The following is a 23654-nucleotide window of genomic DNA, read 5'->3' as shown; positions in this document are numbered from 1 at the left end:
TTCTACCGGTCCCCTCACGAGATCGGGTACTGCTGGCCGGGGCTCAGCGCGCCGGTGAAGTCGACCTCGCGGCCGTCGACGGTGAAGCGGTAACGGCCGCCCTGGACGATCTCCGGCCGGTCGGTCAGATAGGCGCGCAGGCGCTCCAGCTCCGCCGGGCTGAGCCACGAGGGCGGGTCGGAGACCGCCCGGAAGCCGCAGATCGCGGCGAGGTCCTGCAACCAGGCCATCTGGGCGTCGGTGAGCAGGTTCAACCGGCTGCGGAAGTAGACGACGTCGGGGTCCACCTGGAGCAGCGGCGCGTGCCACAACCGGTGGAGGGAGTTCACGACGGCGTTGTAGGCCATCGCGTCCGAGGGATCGTCGGTGGCGTAGTTGGCCCACATCGGGGCGACGTCGGGGCCGCTGCGCATGCCGTCGACCAGCCCAAGCGAGGGCAGCAGCAGGCCGCCGCTGCCGAGCAGGTAGACCTCGGGCCCGGCCGCCTCGCGGATCAGCCGGAGCCCGTCGCGGTACGCCTGCTCCCGCGCCGCCCCCGAGTGCCGCACCCCCGGGACCGCCCCCGCGTTGACGAAGTCGAGCTTCAGATAGGTGAAGCCCCACTCGTGCACCACCCGGTGGATCAGGCCCCGGAGATGCTCCTGCACGCCGGGGTGGGTGAGGTCGAGCGCCCAGTAGGCGGCCCCCCAGTTGTGCCCGGCCTCGACCGGGTTCCCCGCCGCGTCGCGGAGCAGGAACTCCGGGTCGGGCTCGGCCCCGGGCAGCACGATGAACGGCGCCAGCCAGAGCCCCGGCCGCATGCCCGCCGCGCCGATCCGCCCGGCCAGCGCGGCCATGCCCGAGGGGAACTTGTCGTTGGGCTCCCAGTCCCCCACGATCCGCTGCCACCCGTCGTCGACCTGGACGACGTCGTAGGGCAGCCCGGCCAGCCCGGCCAGGTCCTTGCCGAGTTGCTCCTCGGTGATGCCCTCGTAGTAGGCGTACCAGGTGCACCAGACGTTGCCCGCCCGCCGGTCGCTGCTGCCCAGCCGCGCGGCCAGTTCCCGGGTGTAGGAGGCGAAGACCTCCCGCTCGGGGCCGTACGCCAGGAACCACGGCGCGCCGTCCTCCTCGCACCACCCCGCGAGGGTGTCGTGGTCGGCGCTCAGCCGGGGGGTGCCCAGGCCGAGCGCGCCCAGCAGGAGCACGTTCCCGTCAGGCCCCTGGAGGGCGGCCACGGCCGAGGAGTGGTGGCGGGACGGGTCGTCCCAGACGGTGTCGTCGGCGGTCAGGCGGCGTTCGGGGTTGGCGATGCGCAGCGGGGGTTCGCTGAGGCGGCGCCAGCCGCAGGGGCTCCACGAGTTCTGGCCGTGCCGGTAGAACAGGGCGTCGCCGAGACCGTGCAGGACCGCCACCCGGCCGGGCGGCAGGATCAGGCCGCCGGCGACGGGCTCGACGGGGGCCGGTCCGGTCGGTTCGACCGCGAAGACCCGGCCGGACAGGTCGACGAGCAGGGGCATGGCTCTCCTCAAGACGGGATGACGGGGCCCGGCGGGAGGTTGTCCCGCCGGGCGGGATGTTCAGACGAACAGGGCGTTGACCTGCTGGTTCGCCTTGGTCAGGGCGTCGGCGGGGCTGATCTGGCCGAGGATCACCGACTGCAGGGCGTCCTGCACGATCTGGCTGATCTCGGTGCCGTGGTCGGTGATCGGGAGCAGGAAGGTGCCGCCGGGGGTCGTGGTGTAGTCGACGTACACCTGCACGTCGCGGCCCTTGGCCTGGTGGGCGGCCAGCGCGCGGTCGGTGGCGCTCTTGATGGCGGGGAAGACCACGGCGTTGTCGCCGACCGTGTTCTGGCACTCGGCCGAGCCGAGGTACTTCACCCACTTCCAGGCGGCGTCCTTGTTCTCGGTGCCGGCCCAGATCGCGTCCGAGAGGCCGTTGATGGCGCTCTTGCGGGTGCCCGTCGGGCCGACCGGGAGCGGGGCGAGCGCGAACTTCTGCTGGGCGCCCTCGCCGAGGTAGGTGTTGATCGTCCAGGAGCCGGCGATCGTCAGCGCGGCCTTGCCGGAGTTCATCACGGCGTCGATGCCGAGCGTCGACTGCTTGTCGAACCTCGGCGCGAAGCCCTTGTCGGTCAGCGCCTTGTACCAGCCGATGGTCTCGATCAGCTTGGGGTCGTCGTACTTGTACTGGGTGCCCCATGGGTTCTTGTCGAGGTAGACGAACCCGTTGGCGGCGGCGAGCTCGCCCCAGCCGTTCTGGCCCTGGGAGCCGTCGTTCCACTCCGGCTGGTAGCCGTAGACGGCGACGTCGTCCTTGTCGAAGGCGGGGTCGAGGCCATTGCGGCCCTTGGAGTCGACCGTCAGCTTGGCGATGACCTGCTCGAACGTGCCGCCGTCCTGCGGGTTCCAGGTGAGGTTCGCCAGTTCGGCGGGGTCGACGCCGGCCTTGGCGAGCAGGTCGCTGTTGTAGACGACCGCCTCGGTGTCCCAGTCCTTGGGCAGGCCGTAGCGTTTGCCGTCCTTGGTCCAGAGGTCGGCGAGGCCGTCCTGGTACTGGCTGAGGTCGACCTTGTCGGCCTCGACGTAGGGCTGGATGTCGAGGATCTGCTGGCTGGTGACGAACTGCGGGTAGTAGGAGACCTGGTTGGTCCAGACGTCGGGGGCGTCGCCGGCGGCGAGCTGGGTGGTCAGGTTCTGCCAGTACTGCGCCCAGGCCGTCTGGGTGATCTTCACGGTGATGCCGGGGTTGGCGGCGGCGAAGGCGTCGGCGCAGGCCTGGTAGCTGGCCTGCTGGTTGTCGTCCCAGAGCCAGTAGTCGAGGGTGACCTGGCCGCCGCCGTTCCCCGGCTCCTCGTCGGCGCCGCCGCAGCCGGTGAGCGCCAGCAACCCGCACAGCAGGGCCGCGCCGACCCGCTTCCTGTCGATCATCGAGGTACCTCTTCCTGGGGGGATGTGGCCGAGGGGCCAGAAAAGTTCCCTCTTGCCTTGGTGGCTCTCCCGAATAATGATGTGGCTCATCGAAAATTTGTCAAGGCTGGCTCATAAGTACCTCGCTGGAGGCCCGATGGTCCCCCGACCTGCCCGGATTCTCATGGCCGCGCTGATCACGGCCGTGCTGCTGACCGCACCGGCCCAGGCCCACCCCGGCTGGCGGCCGCTCGCCGCCGGCCAGGAACCCGCCGCCAACCCCCTCAAGGGCTTCATCCCGTACGCCGACGCCTACGCGACGTTCCCGCACTCGATGGAGTGGTTCTACCTGCCGCTCAACGCCGTGATGACCGGCCCGCACCGGTTCGACTGGCGGGCCCTGGAGGAGGGGCTCGACGCCATCGCGGCCCGTGGACACCAGACCGCGTTCCGCTTCTACCTCGACTATCCCGCCCGGCCGAGCGGCATCCCGCGGTTCCTGATCGACCAGGGACTGCTCACCCGGCCGTACGACGACTTCGGCAACGACGGCCTGAGCGTGTCGCCCGACTACGACGACCCGCGCCTGGCCGCCGCGCTCGACGCGTTCATCGCCGCGCTCGGCCGCCGCTACGACGGCGACCCCCGGATCGGCTTCGTCCAGCTCGGCCTGCTGGGCTTCTGGGGCGAGTGGCACACCTGGCCGCACAACGGCGACCCGGGCACCGAGAACTGGTTCGCCTCCCCGGCGCAGCAGCAGCGGGTGCTGCGCGCCTACGACGCGGCCTTCGACGAGACCCGCCTGATGGTGCGTTACCCGAGCGCCGACAACGCGGCCCTCGACCTGGGCTACCACGACGACTCGTTCGTCTTCTCGACGCTGCCCGGCCCGGGCTGGCACTTCATGGACCTGATGAACCAGGCCGGGACGGCCGACAAGTGGAAGACCAACACGGTCGCCGGCGAACTGCGGCCCGAGCTGCAGGGCTGCCTGTTCTCGGGCGGCTGCGAGGGCGACTTCGCCGGGAGCGTGGCGCAGACCCACGCGACGTGGCTGCTCAACCACTACGCCTTCAGCCCGGGATACACCGGCGCGGCCTACGACACCGCGCTGGCCGCCGCCAAATCGCTCGGCTACTCGTTGCGGGTCACCAGGGCGCGGATCGGGAGCTCCGAGGTGGCCGTACAGATCCAGAACGACGGGGTCGCCCCGTTCGCCTACGACTGGCCGGTCGAGGTGGCCGCCGTCCGGAACGGCCGGATCGCCCGGACGTGGACGACGTCCTGGAAGCTGACCCGCGTGCTGCCCGGCGCGCCGGTCGAGCTGAGCACCCGGCTCCCCGGGCTGAAGAAGGGCGACCACACGCTGGTCATGCGGGTCGCCAACCCGCTCAGGAACGGCGTGCCGCTACGCTTCGCCAACGCCGGCCAGGACAGCACACTGACCGGCTGGCTCACCCTCGGCCGAACGCACTAAGGACGCGACATGCACGACCTCCGCCTGGGCGTGATCGGCGCCGGACAACGCTCGACCCTCGCCGCGACCGCCCACCGCCCGGGCCGGGGGTGCCGGATCACCGCCGTGTGCGACACCGACCCGGCCGCGCTGACCCGGCTGCCCGCCGAGCGCGCCTTCACCGACTACCGCGACCTGCTGGACGACGACGGGGTCGACGCCGTGCTCGTCGCCACCCCCGACGACACCCACGCCGAGATCGCCATCGCGGCGCTGCGCGTGGGCAAGGCCGTCTACCTGGAGAAACCGCTCGCCATCACGATCGCCGACTGCGACGAGGTCCTGCGCACGGCCGCCGATACCGGCACCCGCCTCTACCTGGGCCACAACATGCGGCACATGGGCGTGGTCCGGCTGATGCGCGAGGTCATCGCGCGCGGGGAGATCGGCGAGCCGAAGACGATCTGGGTGCGCCACTTCGTCGGGCGCGGCGGCGAGTACTACTTCAAGGACTGGCACGCCGACCGCCGCCGCACCACGGGCCTGCTGCTGCAGAAGGCCGCCCACGACCTCGACGTGATCCACTGGCTGGCCGGCGGCTACACCGAACGGGTCAGCGCCTTCGGCGATCTCATGATGTACGGGAACCTCGACCGCCGCCCGCCGGGCACACCCCCGGCCGAGGGCTGGCTGCGCGAGTGGCCCTGGCCGCCGTCGGCGTCGACGGGCCTGCACCACCTCATCGACGTCGAGGACGTGTCGGTCATGAACATGCGCCTCGACAACGGCGTCATCGCCGCCTACCAGCAGTGCCACTTCAGCCCCGACTACTGGCGCAACTACACCGTCATCGGCACGCACGGCCGCCTGGAGAACCTCGGCGACGGCCCCGGCTCGGTCGTGCAGGTCTGGAACAGCGGGCAGTCGGCCTGCCGCGAACCCGACCACACGTACCGGGTGCCGGCGGCGACCGGCGGGCACGGCGGCGCCGACGAGGCGATCATGGAGGAGTTCCTCCGGTTCGCCCGGCACGGCGGCCCCACCGACACCTCGCCGGTGGCGGCCCGGATGAGCGTCGCGGCCGGCTACCTGGCCACCCTGTCGCTGCGCGACGGCGGCACGCCGTTCGACGTGCCGCCCCTCGACGCCGCGACACTGCGCTACTTCATGCCGGAGAAGTTGAGCGACTGAACCAGCCGCCGGCCCAGGAAGACGAGCAGCAGCAGGACCGGGACGACCGACAACACCGACCCCGCCATGAGGCCGGTCCAGTCGGGCGCCCGGTTCGGCGACTGCTGCAGGAACACCCCCAGGCCGACCGTGAGGACGCGGGTCTCCTCGGCCTTGCCGACGAGCAGCGGCCACAGGTAGTCCTTCCAGCTCCACACGATCGTGGTCAGCCCGATCGTGATGAGCGGCCCCCGGCTCATCGGCAACACGATCCGCCAGAACATGCCCCACCGGCCGACGCCCTCCAGCGTCGCGGCCTCCTCGACGTCACGCGGGATCGACAGGAAGAACTGCCGCAGGAAGAACACCGCGAACGGCGTCATGAGCAGGCTCGGCAGCACCAGCCCGGGGAAGGTGTTGACCAGGTCGAGCTGCTTGACCAGCACGAAGTTGGGCAGCAGCGTGAAGATCGGCGGCACCATCAGGGCCGCCACGATGACGCCGAACACCAGGTCGCGCCCCGGGAAACGCAACCGCGCGAAGGCGTAGCCGGCCATCGCGCAGCAGAACGTCTGGACGACCGCGATCAGGCCGCTGTAGACGAGCGAGTTCGTCGTGTAGAGCAGGAAGTCGATCTCGGCGCCCGATCCGCCCGCCGCCCGCGCCTCCTCGGAGGAGACCAGGCCGAGCACACGGGTGAAGTTGATCAGGGTCGGGTTCGACGGCCAGAGCGCGGTCGAGTCGCGGAACAGGTCGGCGGCCGGGGTGAGCGCCGTCCGGATCATCCAGTAGAAGGGGAAGACGGTCACGACGAGCGCCGCGACGAGGGCGAGCCAGGAGGCGCGCTTCAGCATGGGGGGAGCTCCTTAGCCCAGGTCCGACCGGGACGCGCGCAGCATCCGCATCTGCACGGCGGTCAGCACGCCGAGGACCAGCACGAGGACCATCGCCACGGCGGCGGCGTAGCCCATGTGGAAGTAGGTGAAGGCCTGCTGGAAGATGTAGTAGTAGATGACGCGGGCCTCGGGGATCGGCGCCTTGCCGCCGTAGACGACCGCGACGGTGTCGAAGATCTGGAACGAGCCGATCAGCGACACGACCAGCACCAGCGCGATGATCGGCCGCAGCAGCGGCAGCGTGATCGACCGGAACATGCGCACCTCCCCCGCGCCGTCGATCGACGCGCTCTCGTAGAGGCCCTGCGGGATCTGCAACATCCCGGCGTAGAGCAGCAGCGCGGTGTATCCCGTGTACGCCCAGCTGTTGACCAGCGCGACCAGCGGCATCGCCCAGGTGGGCGAGTTGAACGACAACGTGGTGTCGACGCCGACGACGCCGAGCAGGTGGTTGACGAAGCCCAGGTCGGGGTCGAGCAGCCAGGCCCAGAGCAGGCCGATCGTCACGTTCGGCACCAGCCACGGCACCAGCAGCGCCGCGCGCAGCACGACCGACCGGGTCAGCCGGTGCATCAGCGCGGCCAGGCCGAGCGCGAGCAGGGTCTGGGAGCCGATGTTCACCACGACGTAGTAGGCGGTGACCTTGAGGGCGTTCCAGAACTGCCCGTCGCCGACCAGCTCGCGGTAGTTGTCGGCGCCGACGTAGGCGGGGTCGTTGAGCAGGCTGTAGTCGGTGAACGAGTACCAGACGCCGCGGACCGTCGGATAGGCGTAGAAGATCAGGAAACCGACCAGCACCGGCAGCAGGAACAACCAGCCGGCCACCCGGTCGTCACGCTTCCTCAGAACCGCCTGCATGCGCGCCCCTTTCCGGAAGTAATGATGTAGGCTAGCGAAAATTTGTCAAGAGCTAATCATAAGTACCTCACGGAGGGTTGCGAAAGCGAAGATTCCTGTTTGTAATTCGTTACGTCCAGGTTTCGATGTGAAAACCGAGGCCCCCATGAAGCGTTGGCTCGCCGCCCTGACCGCCCTCACGACCCTGCTCCTGGGCCAGGCCCTCCCCGCCGAGGCCGCGGCCGGTCCGCCGCCCCGGCCGCCCGCCGGTCCGGCCCCCGACACCGCACTGACCACCCACACCTACACCTACGCCAACACGCCGGTCGGCCAGCCCCTCAAGGGGTTCGCGCCCTACCTGTTCCCCGGCGACGACTACGGAGCGAAGTTCCCGGGCGGCGTCCTGTGGAGCTACTTCGCCCTCAACGAGGTCATGAAGGACCCGTCGAGCTGTTCGGTCTTCGACTGGACGGTCTTCGAGAAGGCCCTCGACGAGGCCGCCGTCTGGGGCCGCCAGCTCGCCTTCCGGTTCTACGTCGAGTATCCCGGCGGCACCGGCTCCCACCCGGGCAACGGCATCCCGCCCTGCCTCAACGGCAAGACGGCGCTGCGCGCCAACGGGTTCTGGGGCACCGTCAGCCCCGACTACGACGACCCCGACGTCATCGCCGCGTTCATCAGCTTCATCAACGCCTTCGCGGCCCGCTACGACGACGACCCCCGGGCCGGCTTCATGTCGCTGGGCCTGGTCGGCCTGTGGGGCGAGTGGCACACGTGGCCGTACGACCGCGACGCCGCCGACGGCTACCCGAACCTGATGCCGAGCGACACCACGATCCGCACCCTGATCAACGCCTACGACGCCGCCTTCGACAACCTCCAGCTGGAGGTGCGCTACCCCGGCCTGGCGGGCGCGGAGTCGGCCGACATCGGGTTCCACGACGACTCGTGGCCCTACAAGGAGTGGCGCGGCAACCAGCTCAAGAGCATGACCCTGCCCCGGTCGATGAACGGCTGGGACGACGCGTTCACCCAGATCATGCTCGACACCGGCACCGAGAACCGGTGGACCGAGCAGTCGATCGGCGGCGAGGCCCGGCCCGAGATCCAGGGCTCGCTGTACGCCAACTACCCCGCCGGCGGCGGCCAGGTCGACGACGTGCTCGCGGCCACCGAGCTCACCCACATCTCGTGGATGATCAACCAGACCGGGGCCGGCGGCTACAGCCCGACCGACCCGAAGGTGGCGGCCGGGGTCCGCAAGATGGGCTACAACCTGCACATCCCGCAGGCCAACTTCAACGCCTCCGCCGGTTCGACGTTCAAGGTCGGGGTGACCGTCCAGAACGACGGGGTGGCCCCGTTCTACTACCCGTGGACGTTCGTGCTCGGGCTGCGCAACGGCGCGGGCGCCGTGGTGAAGACGTGGGACACCGACTGGGACATCCGGACCGTGCAGCCGCTCAGGATCCGCGCGTTCCCCGACTGGAACACCTCGGAGTACCTCGACTTCGGCCGGCCGGTGAACTTCTCCGCCAACCTCAGCACGGCGGGGGTGCCGGCCGGGTCGTACTCGCTGGTGCTGCGGGTGCGGAACCCGCTGGAGGCGGTCACCCAGACCGTGCTGCGCAACCGGCCGGCCGCGACCCGGTTGTCCGACTTCACGATCGACCGGTGGCGGCCGCCCTATCCGCTGTCGTTCGCCAACGCCAACCAGGGTTCGGACGGCTGGGTGAACCTCGGCTCGGTCAGCACCGGCGGCGGGCCCTGCACCGGCGACTGCACCGCGCCGACCGCGCCCACGCTGACCTCGACGGGCAAGACCTCGTCGTCGGTGTCGCTGGCGTGGAGCGGGGCGACCGACAACACCGGGGTCACCGGCTACCAGGTCTACCGGGGCGGCACGCAGGTCGCCGCCGTCACCGGGACGACGTACACCGACAGCGGGCTGTCCGCCTCCACGAGCCACGCCTACACGGTCAGGGCCCGGGACGCCGCGGGCAACCTGTCGCCGGTGAGCAACACCGTCACCGTGGTCACCGACCCCGGCGCCTCCACCGGGCTGGTGCTCGACGACTTCAACGGCACGCCCGCCTATCCCTCGCAGAACGACCTGGGCAGGTGGACCGGCGGCAACTGCTTCCTCGACGGCGGCGGTTCCGGCGTCGTCACCGGCGGCGCGCTCAGCCTGCGGTACAACAACTGCGGCTGGTTCGGCAGTGACGTCGGGGTCGACCTGACGTCCAAGACCCACCTGGTGATCCGGGTCAAGGGCGCCTCCGGCGGCGAGCAGACCCACTTCAACCTGGGCCTGGGCGGCTCGACCAAGGTGTTCGCCGACTACACGCTCGACGGCGGCGCGCATCCGGTGATCACCACCGCCTACCAGGACATCCGCATCCCGATGGCCGCCAACGGCATCAGCCGCAACTCCCCCAGCCAGCTCGCCATGGGCTTCTGGTACGGCGGCAACTCCACCATCACCATCGACGAGATCCGGTTCGAATGATGCCGAGAAGAACGAGCGCCGTGGTCGCGGCGGCGGCCCTGATGGTGACCGGCCTGGTCATCGGCACCGCCGAGGCGCAGACCCGCACCTACCAGGCCGACCTCGCCACCGTCATCGCCAACCCCGAGCGCGGCTACCACAACCGCTACGAGATCATCAATGACCCGGCCGTCAACGACTACGTCAACGCGGCCACCATCCCCGGCTTCAACCCCGACCTGCTCGACCGCACCTTCTCCCGGGCGAGGCAGAACGGCAACACCCTCGTCCACAGCTACCTGCACCTCGACAAGTACAGCGGGACCGACACCCTCCCGCAGGCCCTGCTCGACAACCTGGCGAGCGGCCTCGCGGCGGTCCGCGCGGCCGGCCTGAAGATCGTGCTGCGCCCGGCCTACACCTGGGACGGCTGGGCCTCCGTGCCCGAGGCGCGCATCCTCGGCCACGTCACGCAGGTCGGCGCGGTGCTGACCGCCAACGCCGACGTGGTGGCGCACCTGGAGACCGGCTATCTGGGCGCGTGGGGCGAGTGGCACACGGGCGCCTACTCCGACCCCTTCAACCAGGACCAGTACGCCACCCGGCTCCGCATCGTCACCAGGGTCCTGGAGACCACCCCGGCCACGATCCCGCTGGCCATGCGCTATCCGATCTTCATCAAGGAGATGCTCGACTCGCCCTCGCTCACCCAGGCGCAGAAGGACCGGATCGGCTTCCACAACGACTGCTTCCTGGCCGACTACAACGACATGGGGACCTACGACAACAACTCGTGGATGGGCTGGTTCGACATCGAAGTGAAGAAGCAGTGGATGTACGACCGCATGACGTCCACCGGCTTCAACACCATCACCGGCGGCGAGACCTGCAACTCCGACGGCTACAACGACGCGGCCGGGGTCAACGTCCAGACCGAGATGGCCAAGCTCAACTTCACCGAGATCAACGAGGACTACGCGGCGGTCAACACCAACAAGTGGAAGGCCACCAACCTGGCGGCCTCGGGCGACGACCCGGCCGAGACGGCGTTCGTGCGGCTCAAGCGCAAGATGGGCTACCGGCTCCGGCTGGTCGGCGCGAACTTCTCCGACTCGGTCCAGCCCGGCGGGCAGCTGACCTTCTCCGCCACCCTGCGCAACGACGGGTGGGCCGGTCCGGTGAAGCAGCGCCCGGTCTTCCTGGTGCTCGACGACGGCGCCCGCCGGTACGACCTCGCCGTGCCCGGCCTCGACCCGCGCCGCTGGACGCCCGGCGCGCACACCGTGGCGACCCAGACGGTGACCGTGCCGTCGAACGTGGCGCCCGGGACCTACCGGCTGGCCCTGTGGCTGCCCGACCAGGCCGCCGGGCTGCGGTCGCGGGCGGAGTACTCGATCAGGTTCGCCAACACGGGGACCTGGCACGCGGCGGGCGGCTACAACGTGCTGGCCCCGGCCTTCACCGTCGGCCAGTGCGCCCCGAACTGCCCGTCCCCCTCACCCAGTCCTTCTCCATCCCCATCACCATCTCCATCACCATCGCCTTCGCCTTCGCCTTCGCCGTCACCCTCGCCCAGTCCCACGGGGCTGGTGCTGGACGACTACAACGGGACTCCGGCCTGGCCGTCGCAGAACGACCTCGGGAAGTGGACCGGCGCGAACTGCTTCCTCGACGGCGGCGGTTCCGGCGTCGTCACCGGCGGCGCGCTGAACCTGCGCTACAACAACTGCGGCTGGTTCGGCAGCGACGTCGGGGTCGACCTGACGTCCAAGACCCACCTGGTGATCCGGGTCAAGGGCGCGGCCGGCGGCGAGCAGACCCACTTCAACCTGGGCCTGGGCGGCTCGACCAAGCTCTTCGCCGACTACACCCTCGACGGCGGCGCGCACCCGGTCGTCACCACCGCCTACCAGGACATCCGCATCCCGATGGCCGCCAACGGCATCAACCGCAACTCCCCCAGCCAGCTGACCATGGGCTTCTGGTACGGCGGCAACTCCACCATCACCATCGACGAGATCCGCTTCGAATAGCAGCGGGCGGCCACCGCCTCCGGGCGGTGGCCGCTCCTCCGGGAGGTTTCGGATGGCCAAGATCGTCATCACCGGAGCCGGCAACGTCGAACTCACCCGCAAGATCCTCTCGGATCTGTTCTCCGGTACGGACCTCGCCGGCGCCCTCCACATCGCCCTGCACGACGTCGACCCCGGCCGCCTCGCGACCGCCGAGGCGCTGGCGTCCCGGCTGAACGCGGAGACCGGCGCGCACGCGCGCGTCGAGGCCGCCTTGACCAGGCCCGCCCTGCTCGACGGCGCCGACTTCGTGGTCTGCCAGTTCGACGTCGGCGGCTACGACGCCCTCCTGCGCGACGTCGAGATCCCCCGCCGGTACGGCCTCCGCCAGACCCTCGGCGACACGATCGGCGTCGGCGGCGTCTTCCGCGCGCTGCGCACCATCCCCGAGATGCTCGGCCTGGCCGCCGACATGGCCCGGCGCTGCCCGGACGCCTGGCTGCTCACCTACACCGACCCGATGGCCGCGTTGTGCTGGGCGGTGCGCGCGGGCAGCCCGCTGCGCAACGTCGCGGGGTTGTGCCACGCCGTCCGCGACACCCACGCCCTGCTGGCCGACCTGGTCGGCCGCGAACTCGACGAGATCGACTTCCGTACGGCCGGGGTCACCCACCAGGCGTTCGTGTTGCGCTTCGAGAGCGGCGGCCGCTCGCTCTACCCCGACCTCGACCCCCTGATCGCGGGCGACCACGACGTGCGCGGCGAGATCTACCGCCGTTTCGGCCACTATCCGACCGAGTCGAGCGAGCACGCCGCCGAGTACGTGCCGTGGTTCCTCCCGCACGACGGCGAGGTCAAGCGGCTCGGCCTGCCCGTCGACGAGGCGCTGCGGCGCAGCGCCCGCAAGCTCGACTCCTACGAGCGGCTGCGCGGCTCACTGGCCTCCGGCGAACCGCTGCTGGCCCGGTGGAAACACTTCGAGATGGCCTCGGAGGTGATCCACTCGATGCTCACCGGGACCCCGCGCGAGGTCTACCTGACCCTGCCGAACCACGGGCTCATCGACAACCTGCCGCCGGAGGCGTGCGTGGAGGTGCCCGCGCACGTGGACGGCGCGGGCGTGCGGCCGGTGCCGATCGGGGCGCTGCCGGTCCAGCTGGCGGCGTTGAACCGGACCTACCTCAATGTGGTTGAGTTGACCGTGACCGCGGCCCTGGAGGAGAGACGATCGGCGGTGTACCAAGCGGTGATGCTCGACCCTGCCACCTCCGCCGCCCTGCCCCTGGCGGCCATCGAGGAGTTGTGCGACGAACTGCTCGACGCCCATGGCGCGCTGCTGCCGCCGGGCCTGCGGGGCGGGCGCCGATGACCGACGTGGCGGACGTCGCCGCGGACACCCGCCGGGAGCGCATCGTCTCGATGGTGCTGGAGCACGAGTTCGTCCGGGTGACCGACCTGGCCGGGCTGTTCGGCGTCACCAGCGTGACCATCCGCGCCGACCTGGAGCTGCTCGACCGGCAGGGCTCGCTGCGCCGCGTCCGGGGCGGCGCGATCCCGGCCCGGCCGGCGCGGCCCGCCGAGCCGTCGTTCGAGGTCGCGCTCGGCAGCGCCGCCGTCGAGAAGACCCGTCTGGCCCGCCACGCCGCCGCCCTCGTCGTCAGCGGCGAGAGCCTGGTGATCGACGCCGGCACCACCACGACGTTCCTGGCCCGGGCGCTGGTCGCCCGGCCCGAGCTGACCGACGTCGTCGTCTTCACCAACAGCCTGCGGGTGGCGGTCGAACTGGAGCCCGCGATCCCCCGCGTCACCGTGCTGCTCACCGGCGGCACGCTGCGCCCGTCGACCCACGCCCTGGTCGACCCGATGGGCGCGCTGATGCTCGACCGCATCAACGCCGACACGCTGTTCCTGGGCTGCCACGGCGTCGACGCCGTCTCGGGCGTCACCGGCGTCCACCTGCTGGAGGCCGAGATGAAGCGCCGCATGCTGGGGGCCGCGCGCCGTCACGTGGTCGTGGCCGACTCGTCGAAGCTGGGCCGCACGGGGCTGGCCCCGATCTGCGCCCTGCCGGAGGCCGACCTCCTGATCACCGGCCGCGAGGCCGACCCCGGGCTCGTCGCCGGGCTGCGCGACGCGGGCCTCACGATCGACCTGATCCCGTGAACGACGCGAACTACGGGCATCCGCGGCTGGCCGCGATCTACGATCCGCTCGACCCCGACCGCAGCGACCTCGACGCCTATGTCGCGATGGCGGAGGAGTTCGGCGCGCGGTCGGTGCTCGACGTCGGGTGCGGCACGGGCGTGCTCGCGCTGCTGCTCGCCGCGCGCGGCCTGACGGTCACCGGGATCGATCCGGCGCGGGCGTCGGTCGACGTCGCACGGGGCAAGCCGGGCGCGGAGCGGGTGCGCTGGCTCGACGGCGACGCGGGCGACCTGCCGCCGATGCGCGTCGACCTGGTGACGATGACCGGGAACGCCGCCCAGGCGATCGTCGATCCGCACGACTGGCACACGACGCTGCGCGGCGCGTACGCGGCGCTTTCGCCGGGCGGCCGGTTCGTCTTCGAGACGCGCGATCCGGCCCGGCGCGTGTGGGACGACTGGGCGGGGTGGAGCCGCGCGACCACCCGGCGGGTGACCGACCTCCCGGGCGTCGGCCGGGTCGAGACGTGGGCCGAGCTGACCGGCGTCAGCCTGCCGTTCGTGAGCTTCCGGGGCGTCCACGTGTTCGCCGACGGGGAGGTGCTGGTCTCGGAGTCGACGCTCCGCTTCCGTGAGCGGGCCGAGGTGGAGCGCGACCTGCGGGAGCACGGCCTCGTCGTCGACGAGGTGCGCGAGGCACCCGACCGGCCGGGCCACGAGTTGGTCTTCGTGGCGCGGCGGCCCTAGGCGGCGTCCACCCAACTGTCCCGCTCGCGCTATCGCCCGGTTCCGGCCGACCGGCGAGCCTGGTGGCCATGAGGGGGATCTTCTTCCGGCGGCCCGAGGTCCGCGAGCTCGCCGCCGCGTCGGCCGACTGGGCCGGGCGGCGCGGCCTGCGCCTCCAGGTGACCGGCGACCTGCACGACTGGGCCGCCGCCGTCGGCGCGGCCATGGGCGCCGACGGCGTCAACCCGACCTTCGACCCCGCCCGCAGCCGGATCGCGCCCGGCTCGGCCTTCCATCTGTCCGCGCTCGACGAGAAGGGCGACGTCGTCGCCTGCGGCGCGGGGCGTCTCTTCGTGACCCGCGACTTCGCCGCGCTGGTCGAGTCGCTCGCGTTGTGGTTCGACCCGGTCCCGCCGGAGATGGCGGCCGGGATCGAGCTCGCCACGCCCGTGCCCGCGTTGTCGGGCCGGATCGCCCACGTCGGCGGGTTGTGGCTGCATCCCCGGGTGCGCGGCTCGGGTCTGTCGCTGACGATGGCGCGGCTGATCCGGGCGACGGCGCTCGACCTGTTCGACGCCGACTGGGACACCTGGGTCGCCTTCGAGGACGTCGCGTTCCGGTCCACCTACGGCACGGCCACCACGATCCTGTGCGTCGACGGCCACTTCCCGCCGCGCGGGCGGGCCGAGCGGGTCTTCCTCAGCTACGCGACGCGCGCCCAGATTCTGGACGTCGTGCGCGACACCGTCGGCTACACGGCGGTGTGACGTGGACGAATGGCGCCCGTCCCTGCTCACCGAGCCCGAGGCGAAGGACCTGCTCGACTCCGGCGTCGTCCGCCGCGTCCACGACCCCCTCGGTTTCGGGACGTGGGTCTGGTACCCGTGGTCGGCGGTGCTGGTGCGCACCCATCCGGCCGAGGAGTTCCGGCGGCTGCGCACCGACCGCAACCGGAACAAGATCACCCCCGCGGAGCAGCGGCGGCTCGGCGCGGCCCGCATCGGCGTGGTGGGCCTGTCGGTCGGCAACGGCACCGCCCTCACCCTGACGATGGAGGGCGTCGGGGGGTCGTTCAGGATCGCCGACTTCGACCGGCTCGACCTGACGAACCTCAACCGCATCCGGGCCGGGCTGCCCGACCTCGGCCTGGAGAAGACGGTCGTGACCGCCCGGCAGATGTACGAGATCGACCCCTACCTGGACGTCCAGCCCTTCCGCGAGGGCGTCACCCCGGCCAACGTCGACGCCTTCCTCGACGGCCTCGACCTCGTCGTCGAAGAGTGCGACGACCTCTACGTCAAGGTGGCGCTCCGGGAACGGGCCCGCGCCCGGCGCGTCCCGGTGCTGATGAGCACCAGCGACCGCGGCATGCTCGACGTCGAACGCTTCGACCTCGAACCCGGCCGCCCGATCTTCCACGGCCTCCTCGGCGAGGTCAGGGCCGACGACCTGATCGGGCTGGCGCCCAAGGACAAGATCCGGCACGTGCTGGCCATGTTCGCCGAGGAGTCGCTCAGCCCCCGGATGCGCGCGTCCCTGCCGGAGGTCGGCCGGACCCTCGCGAGCTGGCCGCAGCTCGCCTCGGACGTGGCGGTGGGCGCGGGCGCGGTCACCGACGCCGCCCGCCGTCTGCTGCTCGGCGAGCCGGTCGCGTCGGGTCGCTACCACCTCGACCCGGCCGCGCTGCACGGCTGATCACGTGATCAGGTGAGCAGGGCGTGGGCCAGGCCGATGACGGCTCCGGCGGCGATGTACCAGGCGTTGTTGAGCCGGGTCGCCCAGAGCAGCACCAGGGTGACCACGGCGATGGCGGCGGTCAGCGGGTCGACGATCGCGGTGCCGCCGAGTTGCCAGGAGACCCCGGCCATGAGGGCGAGGGCGGCGGCGTTGAGGCCGTCGAGCAGGGCGGCGGTCCAGTCGGCCGAGCGCAGCCGGTCGGTGAGCCGGGTCAGCAGGCCGACGAACAGGAACGACGGCAGGAAGATCGCCACGGTGGCCAGGAACGCGCCGACCGGGCCGGCGACCAGGTAGCCGATGAAGGTCGCGGTGGTGAAGACCGGCCCGGGGGTCACCTGGCCGACGGAGACGGCGTCGGCGAGCTGCTGGCCGGTGATCCAGCCGAGCCGTTCCACGAAGTCGCCGCGCAGGAAGGCGAGCAGGACGTAGCCGCTGCCGTACAAAACCGAACCGATCTTGAGCATGGTCAGGAACAGCTGCGTGAGCTGCCCGCCGGTCGGATCGGGGAAGACCGGCAGCCCGCCCGCGACCGGCCCGAGGAAGGGCGCCGCGAGCAGCCCCCGGCCGGCGGCCCGGACGGCCCCGGCCAGCACCGCGCCCGAGGCCAGGATCAGCAGCTCGTTGACGCCGAGGAGGTAGGCGGCCAGGGCCGCGGCCGCCAGTAGGGCCAGCCAGACGTTCTTGATCGCGGTACGCAGCAGGCCGACCAGGGCGTGGGCGATGATCGCGATGACGGCGGGCACGACCCCGTAGAGGATGCCCCGGACCTCGGGGGTGCCGCCGTAGGTGACGTACACCCAGGCCAGGGCGGTCACCATCAGCGCGGCCGGGACGATGAAACAGACCCCGGCCACCAGCAGCCCGCGCCAGCGGGCCCGGTCGTAGCCGAGGTGGATGGCCAGCTCGGTGGAGTTGGGGCCGGGGATGAGGTTGGTCGCGCCCATCAGGTCGAGGAACCGCTGGTCGGTCACCCAGCCCCGGCGGCGCACCAGTTCGTCGCGCATCATCGCGGTGTGCGCGGCCGGGCCGCCGAAGGCGATGACGCCCAGCTTGAGGAAGACGAGCGCCACCTCGCGCAGCACTGATTCACCCCGGTTACCATGAGTAGTCAAATAATCACAAAATGGGGGGTATCGGTGGAGTTGACGCGAAGGCAGTTCGCCCAGGTCGCACTCGGCTTCACCGGTCTTCACGTCGTCGGGCCCCTCGGCGGCGGAACCGCCCTGGCCAAGTATGTCGACCAGGTGCCCCGCCTGCCGACGGCGGCCCCGCGCCGGTCGGTCGTCCCGGGGTCCGACTACTACGAACTGACGATGCGGCAGGCCGCCTGGCGCTTCCACCGCGACCTGCCGCCGACCGAGACGTGGGGGTTCCACGCCTCCGACGGGGCCGGTCTCGGCTACCTGGGCCCGGTGCTGGTCACCCGCCGGGGCACGCCCGTGGTGGTCCGCTACCGCAACGAGCTGCCGAGAACGCACCTGCTGGAGCCGGCGGTCGACGTGACCCTCTGGCGGGAGGTCCCCGGCGTGCCGCCCGACCCGCCCGGGGGCCGGAACCCGGGTGACTTCCCCGCCCTGCCGAACGTCTGGACCGTCCCCCACCTCCACGGAGGCTTCGACCCGCCGCAGTTCGACGGCCATCCCGAGGCGTGGTTCACCCCCGACGGCGTCCACGGGCCGGCGTACACGACGCGGCCGGGGGCCGCGCCGAACGAGGTCGTCTACGCCTACCCGAGCGAGCAGCAGGCCACGATGCTCTGGTATCACGACCACGCCATGGCGATCACCCGGCTGAACATCTACGCCGGGCTGGCCGGGCTGTACCTGATCCGCGACGACGTCGAGGAGAGCCTGCCCCTGCCGGAGGGCGACTTCGAGGTGCCGCTGATCCTCCAGGATCGCGACCTCACCCCCGGCGGGGCGCTGTCCTACCCCGACACCGGCCCGACGCCCTACCACCCGAAGTGGAACCCGAACTTCTTCGGCGCGATCCCGGTCGTCAACGGCAAGGCCCACCCCTATCTGGACGTCGAGCCGCGCCGCTACCGGCTGCGCCTGCTCAACGGCTCCAACCAGCGTTACTTCCACTTCTGGTTCCAGGACGGCGGGTCGCGGCGGCCCTTCTGGCTCATCGGCACCGACGGCGGCCTCCGCGCCGCCCCCGACCCCCGGACTGCCGAGGCGGCAGTTCGTGCTGATCGCCAACCGGGACGCCAAGGGAAAGTCCACACACCTGGCGATCAACCAGCGCCTCTTCGACGACCCGGTGGAGGACTTCCCCAAAGCCGGCACGACCGAGATCTGGGAGTACGTCAACCTCTCGGGCGACGGCCACGCCATGCACGTCCACCTGGTTCAGTTCCACCTGCTCGACCGGCAGCGCCTCGACACGACGGGCTACCGGGCGGCGTACGACGCCTGGATCGCCGGGGGACGGCGGCCGGAGGCCAGGCCGGACCTGGCGCGCCACCTGCGGGGCGAGCCGATCGCGCCCGGCGACTACGAAACGGGCCGCCTCGACACGACCGTGGCGCAGCCGGGCATGGTCACCCGGATCGTGTTGCGCTTCGACCTGCCCGAGGGGGCCGCGCTCCCGGCGACGTACATCCAGCACTGCCACATGCTCGAACACGAGGACAACGAGATGATGCGCCCGTGGCGGATCATCGCGTGACCGCCAGCCGGAACCGGGTGAACTCGGCGGCGAGCGCCTCGGGCGGGTAGTGGGCGTTGAGCCCGCTGGGGTTGGGCAGCACCCACACGCGCGCCCCGGCGAGGCGGCCGGGCTGCGGCCCGATCGTCGCGCCCGCCGCGCCGAAGGCCCGGCGGTAACCGGTGACGCCGAGCAGGGCCAGCCATCGCGGCCGCAGGGGTTCCATGCGGGCGATCAGGTCGCGGCCGCCGGCCACGTACTCCCCGGCGGCGAGGTCGGCGGCCTTGGCGGTCGGCCGGCGCACGATGGTGGTGAGCCCGAGGCCGAAGGACAGCAGGTCGCGCTCCTCCTCGGGGCGCAGCAGCCGGGGGGTGAATCCGGAGCGGTGGAGCGCGGGCCACATCCGGTTCCCGGGGGTGGCGAAGCTGTGCCCCCGGGCGGCCGAGGTGAGGCCGGGGTTGATGCCGACGAACACGACGTCGAGGTCGTCGGCGAGGACGTCGGGCAGCGGGTTCACGTGGCCATCCGGTGGCGGCGGACCTTGGCGCGGTTGCCGCAGATCGCCATGGAGCACCAGCGCCGCCGCCGCGACTTGGTGGTGTCGTAGAACCACAGGGTACAGGTCGTGTCGTCGCACGGCCGGACCAGCGCCCGGTCTCCGTGGACGAACAGGTCGGCGACCGCCTCCGCGACCGGCGCGAGCAGCGCCTCGGGGCCGTCCCAGGCGCGGCGCGACCGGAAGGCGAGCCCGTCGTCGGCGTGGACCACCTCACGCCACGGCCGCCCGGCCCGGACCAGCCCGTTCAGCGTGGCCAGGGTCGCGTCGCCGGGCGTGCCCGGCGCACCGGCCGCCCAGGCCGCGACCACCGGTCGCAACGACGTGCGGAGCTCGACGGCGGCGCGGGCGGCGGCGTCGAGGCCGGGACCCGCCTCGATCGCCGCCCGGTCGTCCGCGTCGACGAGGTGTTCAGCCTCCAGCCAGTCGAGGTACGCCGGGCCGTCACCGAGGAGCTCGATCGTCTCCCGGTGGAACACGAGGCGGCTGTTGAGGAAGTCGAGGGCGGGGTGTCCGCCCAGTCCCATCAGCGTGTCCGGCCGCACTTCTCCAGTGTAACCCTTCATATATGGTTTGACAGGTTACGGAGCGTGGGCAACACCGCGTTCGTGTCCGTCGGATGATGGAGGCATGAACGTTCCCGGAGAGCCGACGATCACCCATCGCCTGGTCGAGACCGACGCCGGCCGCATCCACCTGGTGGAACAGGGCTCGGGGCCGCTCGTACTGCTCGTGCACGGGTTCCCCGAGTCGTGGTACTCGTGGCGGCGGCAGATCCCCGTGCTGGCCGAGGCGGGCTACCGCGTCGCCGCGATCGACGTGCGGGGGTACGGGCGGTCGTCCAAGCCCCACGACGTGGCGGCGTACCGGATGGTGGAGCTGGTCGAGGACAACGTGGCCGTGGTGCACGCCCTGGGCGAGCGGTCGGCGGTGGTCGTGGGGCACGACTGGGGCTCCTCGATCGCCGCCCACTCCGCCCTGCTGCGGCCCGACGTCTTCCGCGCGGTCGGGCTGCTGAGCGTCGCCTACGCCCCGCGCGGCGGGCCCCGGCCCACCGAGATCTTCGCCGCCATGGGCGGCGGCGACGAGTTCTACATCAGCTACTTCCAGGAGCCCGGCCGGGCCGAGGCCGAGATCGAGCCGGACGTGCGCGGCTGGCTCGCCGGCGTCTACGCCGCCCTGTCGGGCGACACCATGCCGCACGACCGCGATCCCCACTACGTCTCCCCGGGCGGCCGGCTGCGCGACCGCTTCCCCGCCGACCGGCTGCCGGCGTGGCTGAGCGACGACGACCTCGACGTCTACGCCGCCGAGTTCGAGCGCACCGGCCTGCGCGGCGCGCTCAACCGCTACCGGAACATGGACCGCGACTGGGAGGACCTGGCCGAGTTCGACGGCGCCCCCATCACCCAGCCGTCGCTATTCGCCGGCGGCGCCCTCGACGCCACCACGACGTGGATGGCCGACGCCATCGCCGCCTATCCCGCCACGCTGCCGGGGCTGGTCTCCTCGCACCTGCTCGACGGCTGCGGCCACTGGATCCAGCAGGAACGCCCTGAGGAGGTCAACCGCATCCTGACCGACTGGCTGGCCGCCCTGCCCCGATAGATTGCGCCCGTGAGCGACCTCGGCTTCACCCCCTCCGCGTCACCCACCGGACGCTCGGAGGGGACGTCTCCGACCGCGTCCGCGCCTGGGCGCGAGACCAGGGCCACCCCGTCAGCGACCGCGGCCGGGTCGCCCGGGTGTTCGTGGACGCCTTCCTCGCCGCCCACCCCGAGGCCTGGGACGACGCCGTGGCGGTGCTCCGGCACGACTACGCCGACGACCAGGTCTCCTACGCGGTCGACGGCCGCCTCGTCACCGCCCTCCACCCGCGCCACCCCGTCGACCGCCACGGCGCCGACCCCGACGGGCTCAACCGTCACCTGCGCGAGCTGGGCGTCGACCCGGCCGCCCACGACTCCCTCGACAACCCGCACCAGATGGCCCTCGCCCTCGCCTCCCGGGTGACGGGCGTGGTGATCACTCTGGCGGACCTGCGGCGGCCCGTCCTCGGTGCCGAACTCCGTGGAGGCTGATCGCCAGTGACTGGGCCCGGTGGTCGGAGAGGCCGCGCGGGTCGGTCAATTCGCTGTGGTGGACGGTCACGCCCGTCGTGAAGGTCCAGTCGAGTTGCCACAGCGGGAGCACGCCCGCGTACCACGACGTCGGGAACGGCGATCGGTTCGCCGTGTTCGCGCTCGTCAGCCGGTCGAACAGGGGGCGCAGCTCGCCCATCGCGCCGGTGCTGTTGAAGTCGCCGCTGACCAGGGCGGGCGAGGGGTTGGCGGCGAGGTCGGCCAGCAGGCCGCGGAACTGGGCGTCGCGGCGGTCGCTCCGGCTGCGCAGCTCGGTGTAGAAGCGGGGGGTGAACGGGTTCTCGTTCAGGACGTACTGGGCCGGGATGTGCACGTTGTAGACGGACAGGGCCGACGACCCGATTCGCAGGTCGGTGCGGAGGATCTTGGCGAGGTCGAAGGCGTCCTGCCACGAGGAACCGCCCGGAGTGACGACCGGGCGGGCGGCCACGATGGGGAAGCGCGACAGCGTGACGAGTTCCCCCTCGGCCGCGACGTGGTAGCCGGGGAACTCCCGCCGCAGGGCGGTGAGGTCGTCGACCTCGCGGGGGCGGTCGTCCACCCAGTTGAGGTACTCCTGCAGGACGTAGACGTCGGCGTGCTGGTCGGTGAGGAAGCGGTAGAACGCCTCCGGGTCGTCGTCCTGGTGCCAGTATTCGGTGTTCCACGAGAACACCCGCACCACCCCGGCCGGGGGCGGGCCGTCCGGGGCGAGCAGGGCGGCGGGGTTGAGGCCGCCGTGCGGGGCGCCGAGCAGCAGCGACCCGGCGGCCAGCAGGGCCGCGCGGCCCCGGCAGCGGGCGGCTGCCAGGAGCGCGACCGGGACGGCCACATAGAGCGCGGGCGGGATCAGGTCGGGGATCAGCCACAACCAGAACCGGCCGGTGAGCAGGTGGTGCAGGATCACGAAGCCGAGCCAGCCGGCCGCCGCGAGCCCGGCCGCCTTCCTCAACGGGCCGGCTCGGGGGTGCGGGCGTCGTACAGGCGCCGGAAGGACGGGGACGCCAGCCACTGGAGGGCGCCGGCCGCGACGCCCGCGAGGATGACGAGGCCGACCACGAAGTGGACGGCGACGAAGTAGGCGCCGAAGAGCGGGCACTTGCGCCCGAAGACGAACCGGAACATGCCGGCGTCGCCGAGCGCCCACGCGGCCAGCGCCAGGGCCGGCAAGAGCGCCCACCACGCGCCGAGCAGGAACGGCGCGGGGAGGGTCAGCACGGCCAGCGCCGACGCCAGGGACGCCAGCGCCCGCGCGGGGGTCTCGTAGCCCTGGGCGAAGCGGCGCTGGCGCGCGTAGAGGGGCACGCGCAGGCGGCCGCGCTGGAACAGTTTGCGCAGCAGGGTCGGGAGTTCGCGGTCGTGGCCCATCCGGCCGCGGACGGCGCGCGTGATCCGCACCCGGTAATGATCGCTGAGACGCCTGCCGTAGTCGACCTCCTCGGTGTGCCGCAGCTCGGGGTTGAACGGGCCGGTCTCGCGGAACACCGAGGCGCGGATGGCGAACATCGCCGACCACAGGAACGACACCTCCCCCTCCGACGCGATCGACCAGTAGTGGTGCTGGTGGGCGCGGTAGTCCTCGGTGCGGGTGGAGCGGATCAGCGGGTCGGGGTCCTCGATGCCGCAGACCGCGCCGAGTGTCGGGTCGGCCGCCAGCAGGGCCACGCCGGTGGCGACCGCGTCGGGGGCCAGGGCGACGTCGGAGTCGACGAAGAAGAGGATCTCCCCGTTCGCGTGGGCGGCGCCGAGGTTCCGGGCGGCGGCCGGGCCGCCGTTGCCGGGCGTGCGGAGCACCGGCACGCCCATCGACGCGGCGACCTCGGCCGAGCCGTCGGTGCTGCAGTCGTCCACGACGACGACCTCCAGCGGGTGGTGGGTCTGCTCCCGGATCGCCGTCAGGACCAGCGGGAGGAACCGGGCGTGGTTGTACGTCGGGACGATGACGGTGACCAGGGGGGCTTCCATGGGG

The 23654-nt window shown here is 71.7% G+C and carries 21 protein-coding genes and 1 pseudogene; 13 read left to right on the top strand and 9 right to left on the bottom strand.

Features of this window, described 5'->3' with window-relative positions:
* Positions 1–14: 14 nt before the first annotated feature.
* Together AW271_RS01625 and AW271_RS01620 are read right to left on the bottom strand one after the other, a co-directional pair.
* Complete coding sequence (locus tag AW271_RS01625; protein WP_062330609.1) at positions 15–1499, bottom strand: glycoside hydrolase family 36 protein; 1485 nt, start codon at positions 1497–1499, stop codon at positions 15–17.
* A gap of 60 nt (positions 1500–1559) precedes the next feature.
* Positions 1560–2912: an ABC transporter substrate-binding protein gene (locus tag AW271_RS01620; protein ID WP_062330608.1), complete on the bottom strand. Its 1353-nt coding sequence runs from the start codon at positions 2910–2912 to the stop codon at positions 1560–1562.
* Between the two features lie 136 nt (positions 2913–3048).
* Between AW271_RS01620 and AW271_RS01615 the strand changes: the two genes are divergently transcribed.
* Both AW271_RS01615 and AW271_RS01610 read left to right on the top strand, forming a co-directional pair.
* Positions 3049–4368 carry a hypothetical protein gene (locus AW271_RS01615; RefSeq protein WP_062330607.1) on the top strand — a complete coding sequence of 440 codons (1320 nt, stop codon included), beginning with the start codon at positions 3049–3051 and terminating at the stop codon, positions 4366–4368.
* Positions 4369–4377: 9 nt separating this feature from the next.
* Positions 4378–5538: a Gfo/Idh/MocA family protein gene (locus AW271_RS01610; RefSeq protein ID WP_062330606.1), complete on the top strand. Its 1161-nt coding sequence runs from the start codon at positions 4378–4380 to the stop codon at positions 5536–5538.
* On the opposite strand, the gene AW271_RS01605 is transcribed toward AW271_RS01610, so the two are convergent.
* Together AW271_RS01605 and AW271_RS01600 are read right to left on the bottom strand one after the other, a co-directional pair.
* Positions 5508–6371, bottom strand: a complete 864-nt coding sequence (locus AW271_RS01605; RefSeq protein WP_062330605.1) for a carbohydrate ABC transporter permease — start codon at positions 6369–6371, stop codon at positions 5508–5510. The two genes, AW271_RS01610 and AW271_RS01605, sit on opposite strands and share 31 nt — an antisense overlap.
* Positions 6372–6383: 12 nt before the next feature.
* The gene (locus AW271_RS01600) at positions 6384–7271 is read right to left on the bottom strand and encodes a carbohydrate ABC transporter permease (protein WP_062330603.1); all 888 of its coding nucleotides are present in this window, start codon (positions 7269–7271) and stop codon (positions 6384–6386) included.
* A 145-nt stretch (positions 7272–7416) separates the two neighbouring features.
* Between AW271_RS01600 and AW271_RS01595 the strand changes: the two genes are divergently transcribed.
* From AW271_RS01595 to AW271_RS01565, 7 genes are all read left to right on the top strand, one after another.
* Positions 7417–9759 (top strand): DUF4832 domain-containing protein, encoded by a 2343-nt coding sequence (locus tag AW271_RS01595; protein WP_062330601.1) that lies wholly within the window; start codon positions 7417–7419, stop codon positions 9757–9759.
* Positions 9759–11771 (top strand): DUF4832 domain-containing protein, encoded by a 2013-nt coding sequence (locus tag AW271_RS01590; protein ID WP_169806257.1) that lies wholly within the window; start codon positions 9759–9761, stop codon positions 11769–11771. The genes AW271_RS01595 and AW271_RS01590 overlap by 1 nt, the downstream gene beginning before the upstream one ends.
* Positions 11772–11823: 52 nt before the next feature.
* Positions 11824–13119 (top strand): family 4 glycosyl hydrolase, encoded by a 1296-nt coding sequence (locus AW271_RS01585; protein WP_062330597.1) that lies wholly within the window; start codon positions 11824–11826, stop codon positions 13117–13119.
* Positions 13116–13913 carry a DeoR/GlpR family DNA-binding transcription regulator gene (locus tag AW271_RS01580; RefSeq protein WP_062330594.1) on the top strand — a complete coding sequence of 266 codons (798 nt, stop codon included), beginning with the start codon at positions 13116–13118 and terminating at the stop codon, positions 13911–13913. Before AW271_RS01585 ends, AW271_RS01580 begins: the two co-directional genes overlap by 4 nt.
* On the top strand, positions 13910–14641 hold the full coding sequence (locus AW271_RS01575; protein WP_062330592.1) for a class I SAM-dependent methyltransferase: 732 nt from the start codon (positions 13910–13912) through the stop codon (positions 14639–14641). The genes AW271_RS01580 and AW271_RS01575 overlap by 4 nt, the downstream gene beginning before the upstream one ends.
* Before the next feature lie 68 nt (positions 14642–14709).
* A complete protein-coding gene (locus AW271_RS01570; RefSeq protein WP_062330589.1) occupies positions 14710–15387 on the top strand; it encodes a hypothetical protein in 678 nt (225 codons plus the stop codon).
* Between the two features lies 1 nt (position 15388).
* Positions 15389–16315, top strand: a complete 927-nt coding sequence (locus AW271_RS01565; RefSeq protein WP_083975936.1) for a ThiF family adenylyltransferase — start codon at positions 15389–15391, stop codon at positions 16313–16315.
* 8 nt (positions 16316–16323) lie between these two features.
* Here the strand turns inward: AW271_RS01565 and chrA are convergent, their stop codons facing one another.
* Positions 16324–17439: a chromate efflux transporter gene (gene chrA / locus AW271_RS01560; RefSeq protein ID WP_157553851.1), complete on the bottom strand. Its 1116-nt coding sequence runs from the start codon at positions 17437–17439 to the stop codon at positions 16324–16326.
* Between the two features lie 18 nt (positions 17440–17457).
* On the opposite strand from chrA, the pseudogene AW271_RS43045 reads away from it, so the two are divergent.
* Positions 17458–18183 (top strand): annotated as a pseudogene (locus AW271_RS43045) (hypothetical protein); the annotation flags it as partial.
* Positions 18184–18547: 364 nt separating this feature from the next.
* Positions 18548–19030, top strand: coding sequence for a multicopper oxidase domain-containing protein (locus AW271_RS40500; RefSeq protein ID WP_062330585.1), 483 nt, complete (start codon positions 18548–18550; stop codon positions 19028–19030).
* Here the strand turns inward: AW271_RS40500 and mug are convergent.
* Positions 19020–19526, bottom strand: coding sequence for a G/U mismatch-specific DNA glycosylase (gene mug, locus AW271_RS01550; protein WP_245652889.1), 507 nt, complete (start codon positions 19524–19526; stop codon positions 19020–19022). The two genes, AW271_RS40500 and mug, sit on opposite strands and share 11 nt — an antisense overlap.
* Positions 19523–20110 carry a CGNR zinc finger domain-containing protein gene (locus tag AW271_RS42100; protein ID WP_062330583.1) on the bottom strand — a complete coding sequence of 196 codons (588 nt, stop codon included), beginning with the start codon at positions 20108–20110 and terminating at the stop codon, positions 19523–19525. Before AW271_RS42100 ends, mug begins: the two co-directional genes overlap by 4 nt.
* Positions 20111–20195: 85 nt before the next feature.
* Here AW271_RS42100 and AW271_RS01540 point away from each other — a divergent pair, with 85 nt between their 5' ends.
* Together AW271_RS01540 and AW271_RS01535 are read left to right on the top strand one after the other, a co-directional pair.
* Entirely contained in the window at positions 20196–21173 is a 978-nt protein-coding gene (locus AW271_RS01540; RefSeq protein ID WP_062330580.1) for an alpha/beta fold hydrolase, read from the top strand.
* Positions 21149–21646 carry a DUF6461 domain-containing protein gene (locus AW271_RS01535; protein ID WP_083975929.1) on the top strand — a complete coding sequence of 166 codons (498 nt, stop codon included), beginning with the start codon at positions 21149–21151 and terminating at the stop codon, positions 21644–21646. The genes AW271_RS01540 and AW271_RS01535 overlap by 25 nt, the downstream gene beginning before the upstream one ends.
* Here the strand turns inward: AW271_RS01535 and AW271_RS01530 are convergent.
* Together AW271_RS01530 and AW271_RS01525 are read right to left on the bottom strand one after the other, a co-directional pair.
* Positions 21591–22637, bottom strand: coding sequence for an endonuclease/exonuclease/phosphatase family protein (locus AW271_RS01530; RefSeq protein WP_062330576.1), 1047 nt, complete (start codon positions 22635–22637; stop codon positions 21591–21593). The genes AW271_RS01535 and AW271_RS01530 overlap by 56 nt on opposite strands.
* Positions 22634–23650 carry a glycosyltransferase family 2 protein gene (locus AW271_RS01525; RefSeq protein WP_062330574.1) on the bottom strand — a complete coding sequence of 339 codons (1017 nt, stop codon included), beginning with the start codon at positions 23648–23650 and terminating at the stop codon, positions 22634–22636. The genes AW271_RS01530 and AW271_RS01525 overlap by 4 nt, the downstream gene beginning before the upstream one ends.
* Between the last annotated feature and the right edge of the window lie 4 nt (positions 23651–23654).

The organism is Herbidospora sakaeratensis, from assembly GCF_001570525.1.
Lineage (GTDB): Bacteria > Actinomycetota > Actinomycetes > Streptosporangiales > Streptosporangiaceae > Herbidospora > Herbidospora sakaeratensis.
The sequence above is the reverse complement of the archived record's forward strand: the minus strand, read 5'-3'. Positions and strand labels throughout refer to the sequence as shown.

Coding starts and splice junctions, on each gene's coding strand:
- AW271_RS01615 (WP_062330607.1), top strand. CDS start 3,049: ATGGTCCCCCGACCTGCCCGGATTCTCATGGCCGCGCTGATCACGGCC.
- AW271_RS01620 (WP_062330608.1), bottom strand. CDS start 2,912: ATGATCGACAGGAAGCGGGTCGGCGCGGCCCTGCTGTGCGGGTTGCTG.
- AW271_RS01525 (WP_062330574.1), bottom strand. CDS start 23,650: ATGGAAGCCCCCCTGGTCACCGTCATCGTCCCGACGTACAACCACGCC.
- AW271_RS01595 (WP_062330601.1), top strand. CDS start 7,417: ATGAAGCGTTGGCTCGCCGCCCTGACCGCCCTCACGACCCTGCTCCTG.
- AW271_RS01585 (WP_062330597.1), top strand. CDS start 11,824: ATGGCCAAGATCGTCATCACCGGAGCCGGCAACGTCGAACTCACCCGC.
- AW271_RS01610 (WP_062330606.1), top strand. CDS start 4,378: ATGCACGACCTCCGCCTGGGCGTGATCGGCGCCGGACAACGCTCGACC.
- AW271_RS01590 (WP_169806257.1), top strand. CDS start 9,759: ATGCCGAGAAGAACGAGCGCCGTGGTCGCGGCGGCGGCCCTGATGGTG.
- AW271_RS01580 (WP_062330594.1), top strand. CDS start 13,116: ATGACCGACGTGGCGGACGTCGCCGCGGACACCCGCCGGGAGCGCATC.
- AW271_RS01625 (WP_062330609.1), bottom strand. CDS start 1,499: ATGCCCCTGCTCGTCGACCTGTCCGGCCGGGTCTTCGCGGTCGAACCG.
- AW271_RS01540 (WP_062330580.1), top strand. CDS start 20,196: ATGAACGTTCCCGGAGAGCCGACGATCACCCATCGCCTGGTCGAGACC.
- AW271_RS01570 (WP_062330589.1), top strand. CDS start 14,710: ATGAGGGGGATCTTCTTCCGGCGGCCCGAGGTCCGCGAGCTCGCCGCC.
- AW271_RS01600 (WP_062330603.1), bottom strand. CDS start 7,271: ATGCAGGCGGTTCTGAGGAAGCGTGACGACCGGGTGGCCGGCTGGTTG.
- AW271_RS01605 (WP_062330605.1), bottom strand. CDS start 6,371: ATGCTGAAGCGCGCCTCCTGGCTCGCCCTCGTCGCGGCGCTCGTCGTG.